At 34.0% G+C, this 6500-nt stretch carries 5 protein-coding genes and 1 pseudogene; 1 reads left to right on the top strand and 5 read right to left on the bottom strand.

From position 1 onward, the window contains the following. Positions 1-167 precede the first annotated feature (167 nt). The 5 genes and pseudogenes from ACJ5GX_RS02120 to rnhA all read right to left on the bottom strand — a co-directional run. A complete protein-coding gene (locus tag ACJ5GX_RS02120; protein ID WP_264377094.1) occupies positions 168-1370 on the bottom strand; it encodes a hypothetical protein in 1203 nt (400 codons plus the stop codon). A gap of 186 nt (positions 1371-1556) precedes the next feature. Continuing rightward, complete coding sequence (locus ACJ5GX_RS02115) at positions 1557-2222, bottom strand: JAB domain-containing protein (RefSeq protein ID WP_264377377.1); 666 nt, start codon at positions 2220-2222, stop codon at positions 1557-1559. Positions 2223-2391: 169 nt separating this feature from the next. Next, positions 2392-3330: a WO male-killing family protein Wmk gene (gene wmk / locus ACJ5GX_RS02110; protein WP_264377092.1), complete on the bottom strand. Its 939-nt coding sequence runs from the start codon at positions 3328-3330 to the stop codon at positions 2392-2394. Positions 3331-3398: 68 nt separating this feature from the next. Beyond that, complete coding sequence (gene mutL, locus ACJ5GX_RS02105; RefSeq protein WP_264377091.1) at positions 3399-5189, bottom strand: DNA mismatch repair endonuclease MutL; 1791 nt, start codon at positions 5187-5189, stop codon at positions 3399-3401. 92 nt (positions 5190-5281) lie between these two features. After that, positions 5282-5705: pseudogene (gene rnhA, locus ACJ5GX_RS02100) on the bottom strand (ribonuclease HI); the annotation flags it as partial. A gap of 416 nt (positions 5706-6121) precedes the next feature. Here rnhA and ACJ5GX_RS02095 point away from each other — a divergent pair. Beyond that, positions 6122-6500 (top strand): PD-(D/E)XK nuclease family transposase (locus ACJ5GX_RS02095; RefSeq protein ID WP_495292651.1); only part of this gene is annotated, 379 nt, incomplete at its 3' end.

The following is a 6500-nucleotide window of genomic DNA, read 5'->3' as shown; positions in this document are numbered from 1 at the left end:
AGCTTTTTACCAAAGCAGCTTATGGTTGTTTGAAGCCTGCTCTTGTAAGCCGGCTCCGAGGGGCCCACCCCCATCTATTGCGTAGCTTTTGCACTTAGTTTGCTCTTACTTGAACATTCCTTGTGTCTCTACGGCACACTAAACTCTGGAACCTTAAAATAAATGAATTAAAGTTCCCTAAAGGTTTCTTTACTACCTCCACATACCCTATTTACCCATGAAGACAATACTTCATCATTGCTAATCTCTTTTATAGCATACTTTTCATTCCATATGCCACATCTAGTGAAATTACCTTTCTCTACTGCTTCTTGAAGTTTCACTCCCCCAAAAAGGCAGTTTTTTCCTATTTCTTCGCCTCTTTTTTGTAACTCAGCCCACATTTCCTTGTTTTCTACTCTGACTTGTACTTGATCATATTTTTTTACATCGTGGTACAATATAATATTTAGCTGACCAATGCTTGTAGGAAATTGTAATATAATAGAGCTTTCATCTGACATATCGATATAGTTTCTTATACCTCCCTTCTCGCTTTTAACCTCAACTGCATCATTACCAATTTTTAAAATATTACTTCCTAACTTTCTGTTTGCTTCCAGTATTTTGGCTACCTCTACCTTGCTATTATCAGAAAATTCTATATATGATGTTGTATTGTCTATCTCGAGATCTATTAAGGATCCTTCTTGAACAGCACTTTCGCCAGCTTTTTCTAGTTCTTCTAGTTGCTTATCTATCTGTGGCTGAACTTCTGGTTGTAGCTCATCATAGATTTCACCTATCAGTTTATTCTGTAGTAGAGTATCATGAAACTCTGCACCGCTTAACATTAATTTACGTATTACCTTTTTACGATCAACCTTATCAAATTTATGAAAATGTGTACCTAATACTACATACTCTGAGAAACTCCATTCCCCATCATTACATGCATTTAGCCTTGTTCCATCACCTATTACTTCATCTATAACTTTGTTCATCTCTTTTGGGGTTTTTGCTTTTACCACTCCACTCTTAAACCAGCTCAACTTTTCACTTTCGCTTATACTTGGCTTTATTTTTTGCAAGGCAGAGGTAAATGGATTTTTATCTTCTTGATCACTTGCAGGTTTTGTGCCATAAACATAGTCAAATCCTTTCCCACAGTTGATTTTGTTTTCGCGAACTTCTCTACCAGGGAAAGGTGCTATTTCCTCAGGCTTTTTAGCCTTATTAATTTTGCTTACAAAGGTGGATTGCTCCTTAGTACGACCAATTCCTATAATCGCATTTAACACCTCACCTTTTGATAATCTATCAAGATCAATGTTTAACTCGTAAGTACCTCCTTCTTGATCATCAAAAGGTACAATTATTTTATTACTCATATTAGCCTCCGCTATTAAATATATTTTACTAAGTCTATAACCGACTTTATTACTTTATAATTAATTTAATATATACTTTCTCATTAATTATAAACAAGAATTAATGTATTTGCAAATACTTTCTTCATTCAAGTAGCTAAATAACTCATGAAAAGTAAGACTCTTCATCTACTTCAAACATCTGCTTTATAACAGTCCTTGCTCTTTAAAACTAAAATATCCAACACTTGTAATGATAATGTGATCCAGTAACCTAATCCCTATAGTCTGACAAGCTTTAGCCAAGTCTTTAGTTACAGCTTCATCCTCATCAGATGGCTTTAACCTTCCTTCTGGGTGGTTATGCGATATTATTATTGACGTCGCTTTCCTTATTAATGCCTTTCTTGTTACTTCTCTTATGTAAAAAGGTACCTTATCCACTGTACCAGTGAACACTTCTTCCCCCTTTAAATGGCACTTTTGATCAAAATATATTATTTTCATCTTTTCCTCCTCCGAATAACCAATACTCACCCTTAAATATTTTACTATGGTTTCCAAGTTATCCATTACAGGTCCTTTCTTTAACTCTTCTCTTGGTACTCTCTTTGCAGCTTCCTTTAGGCATAAAATTACTGCTACTGTAGAGTCAGTTATCCCTTCTATAGTTTTCAAGTCATCTATTTCCTGGCCTAAAACTCCTCCTATTCCAAAACTATCTATTAGCTTTCTAGCAATAATTCGAGCTTCTTCCCTGTCATGCACTGCACTTAGAAACGTTTCTATTACTTCACGATCAAGTAGAGCTTTACCGTTGCTTTCTAATGCTCTGAATTCTATTTCTTCTCTACGATCTTTCTTATTATTCATAAAAATTACCCTTCACTAATAACAAAATGTTTTTATATATTTACTGCCATTTTTTAGCAGTCTTGGCATAAGGCCATAGCTTTTGAGTGAAGTCAAATCAATTTTTCAATCTTTTTTACTTATTTTTTCATCAAAAAGTAAAGATATTAATAGATACTGATTTTTTATTTTAAATTTGTTGAATTTCGTCTAAAGAGATGCCTACTGTTTTTAAAATAATATTGATAGAAATTCCTTCCTTAACTAAATTCTTTGCAATTTTCATCCTTTCTACTCTCTCCACTTTCTCTTTGCAAACTTGTATACTTTCAAACAGAGATTTTATTAGTACATTACGTAGTTCTTGGCTTTTAATCTTTTTGTATTCTTCTATTAACTTTGATAGCTCTGCTTCACTATTCTCATTTTCTGTTGTTTCTGGAAGTAGGTCTGTAATACTAATTGATAGTACCTTTGCTATTTCATCTAACATTTCAAGTGAAACAGCAGCTCGTCCTTGTTCATATTCATATATTCTTTGATTTATTATACCCACTTTACTTGCTAAATCTTCCTGAGTGTATCCTCTTCTCAACCTCCATTCTTTTATTCTTTGACCTACTTTATACGGAATAGAAATTTTTTTCTCATCATTATCATATTCATCAATAGATAAATTGGTTGTTCGAGAGATAACATGAGCAGAAACTCCTTCCTTAACTAAACCCTTTGCCACCTCTACTTTTACTGCCTTTCCACTTTCTTCCTCACTAATACGGATGAATTTGGTTAATAAATAAAACGTTTCACGTAATTCTTGATCCTTAATCTCTTTATGTCTTCTTACTAGATTTAATACCTCTTCTCCCTCGTACTTTTCCTCATTTGATACTTCTTGTCCGCAAGCTAGATCTCTAGCAGTTGTTGATAATGCTTCTGCTAATTCATATAACTTCTTAATTGAAATTCTGCGTGTTCCTTTTTCATATTGCAGTATTACCTGATATGTTGTATCGATTTTTTTTGCTAAATCTTTTTGAGTATAGCCCTTTGCTAATCTACGATTTCTTACTTCCTGTCCTATTACTTTGTAATCTAAAAAATTAGAGCATTTATTCTCTTTTTTCACATTTTATACTCCATAACCAGAAGAGCTGTTACGTATACTTAATTGGCAACCTTTTTGACAAACTGAACTCATCTCCTTTCAAACAATTTTTCTATATCACTTAGTTTCATTTCTATATACGTTGGTCTTCCGTGATCAGAATATGGAGTTTTCTCAATTTGTCTTAGTATCTCATTCATCTCTTCCAATTTCATTTTTCTTCCTGCTCCGTGGCAAGCGATTATGGATGATATTTTGTTCACCTTATCCTCTATTGGTAGCGTATCTTCTATTTCCATTAACTTATCTACTATATCAACTAGCATCTCTTTTATATCTATTGTTCCCAAGATTGCAGGTATTTCTTTTACCCTTACTTTATCTTCTGATTCTATTTCAATACCAAAACCCATTTCAAAAAGCTTATCTTTATAAGTTTTAACCATCTCCATTCCAGCTTGGTTTTTAATTTCAACTATTTCAGGAATGAGAAGTTTTTGTCTTTTTATGCTTGTTAAGCACTCGTATATCAATCTCTCATAGGCTGCATGTTGATCTACTATAATCAGCCTATCTCCAGCCTCAGCAATAATGTAAGTATTGTAGACCTGACAGCGTGCATATCCTAGAGGGTGATCCTCTATCAAATCAATTTGCTTCTTTTCTAGAACCATCGTTCCCTTTTGGGTTGGAGATTCTCCATATTTAAACGTTTCTGGTAAGCTTTGCCTTCTTTCATCTGGTGCATTGAATTCTTTCATTAAATGATTTTCTAAAAGACTTGGCCTCTTTTCATAAAATTCTTTTTGATCTTTTTTCTCTTGACTATCAACCTGCTCTTGGCTTTTACTATCATTAAAAATTAGCTCCTCTTCAATACCTTGATCACCCGCTGCAAATCTCGTTGATAGTGTTTTTATTATCCCTCTTCTCACTATTTCATATATTAGCCTTTTATTCTGAAATCTTACTTCCGATTTATTTGGATGCACATTTACATCTACTTGGTCATATGGTACTTCTAAATGCAACACTGCAAAAGGATACCTATTGTTTGGAATAAAATCGTGATACGCATATCTAATTACACCAACAAGTAGATTCTCTTTTATTGGCCTTCCATTAACAAACGTATAAATTTGAGTTGAGTTGCCACGATTGACATTAGGTTTACAGATGTGTCCCTTAAGTTTGATGCCTTCTTCTTCCTCTTTAACTTCCAGTGAATTGCTTTGAAATTCTTCTTCTATTTCACATAATCTGTTGAACAGCGAAGTTTGCTTAACATATTTTAAGAGCTTTTTATTACCAGAAGTGAGAGTAAACCCAATACTATAATTAATCATCGCTAAGTTATTCACAATATCAACAATACTTTGTGTTTCTGCCCTTTCGGTTTTTAGAAACTTTAGTCTATTTGGTGTAGCAAAAAATAAGTCACGAACTTCAATATATGTACCTTGCAACAAAGAACAAGGGGTAATCTCTCTTATTTTTTCTCCTCCCTCATATCTTATAGACCATGCTTCCTTTGCTCCACTTGCCTTAGACGATAATTTCATTCTACTTACTGCTGCAATTGAAGGCAAAGCTTCTCCTCTAAAGCCAAGATGTTTGATTTCTATTAACTCACTATCGCTTAATTTTGAAGTAGCGTGGCGCATAAACGCAAGTTCCAAATCTTCCTTTTCTATTCCATTTCCATCGTCTGTTACAGTTATAAGATTACGCCCACCACTTTCTATTTTGATCTCTATCTCTGAACTTCCAGCATCTATTGCATTTTCTACTAATTCCTTTACTACACTCGCTGGCCTTTCTATTACCTCTCCCGCTGCTATACGATTTATAGTTTTTGTGTCTAAAAGAATTATTGCCATAACACTCCCTCCAATCTATAAAACTTAGAGCTCCCTCTATTTTTTTGTGATTTCTTGATCTCACAATCTCTATATTTTAGCTTTTTAGATTTCTTTCTAGCAAGTCTATCTGCTTCTTTATTATAGGTATTACCACTGTGAGCCTTAACCCACTTCCAGTTAATATCATGCTGCAAGACAATTTCATTCAATTCCTTCCATAATTCCTTGTTCTTTACTGGCTTTTTATCAGCTGTCTTCCAACCATTTGTTTTCCACTTGTTGATCCACTCTGTTATACCTTGTTTAATATACTGACTATCAGTGTGTAAAACAACTTTGCAAGAAACTTTCAACATCTTTAGCCCGTTAATCACAGCCTTTAACTCCATTTTGTTATTCGTTGTGTTTTCTTCACCTCCAGAGATGCGTTTTTTGATAAAGATACTTTTATTTTCATACATCACCACGGCTGCCCATCCACCAGGCCCCGGATTTCCATCCATCTGTATATATTATAACCTTCTTTTTGTCCATATTGACAGGATATAGATTTAACATAAATTTGCTACTGAAATGTTGACACTAAGTTTCAAGATCTTTATCATGTAAAGGTGTGGGAGATTAATGAACCTGTCCTCACGATATTAGGTAAATCGTAATTGAGCTTTTGGGCTTGTATTTTTATTAGGAGGTTAATCTCTCACACCCAAAATAAGTGTTTTTAAAGCTCTTTATAGCTCATGAATTCATTTGCTGGGGTTTATGGAGGGAGTTGTAAAAGATGATAAAATAAACAGCTAAGGTGCGCAGTAGCATTCTATGGTCATCTATGAAGGTAGTTTTTTGCCAACTCTTGAAATTTAGCTAACTTTAATAGACTTTAGCACAAAAACGTTGAATATTTCTTCACAATTGTGTATAATTATTAATGCTTTTTAAGTCGATTCCCTATGGCTCTTTCAAAATTTTTAGATCCTAAGCTTGATTTAACATTTAAGAAAATATTCGGTACTGAAAAAAATAAGAACATCCTTATTCACTTTTTGAATGATATTTTGGGGTTTACTGAAATAAATACTATACAAGAAGTTGAATTCCTTAGCACCATTATGGACCCTGAAATTGCCTCTGATAAGCAGAGTATTGTTGATGTTCTGTGCAGAGATTCCACTGGGGCCAGATACGTGATTGAGATGGTGCGACCTGAAAGTCTTCGGTCATATTGTTTAAAAGGAGAGGAATTCATTCAGAAAGAAACTGAAAGGATTCTAAAACTTATTAAACCAGATGTTTTGCCGTCTGAGTCTACGCATCAGTGCGAATCGGGCA

Source organism: Wolbachia endosymbiont of Tuta absoluta (assembly GCF_059414725.1).
This window is presented reverse-complemented; position numbering and strand designations above follow the sequence as displayed.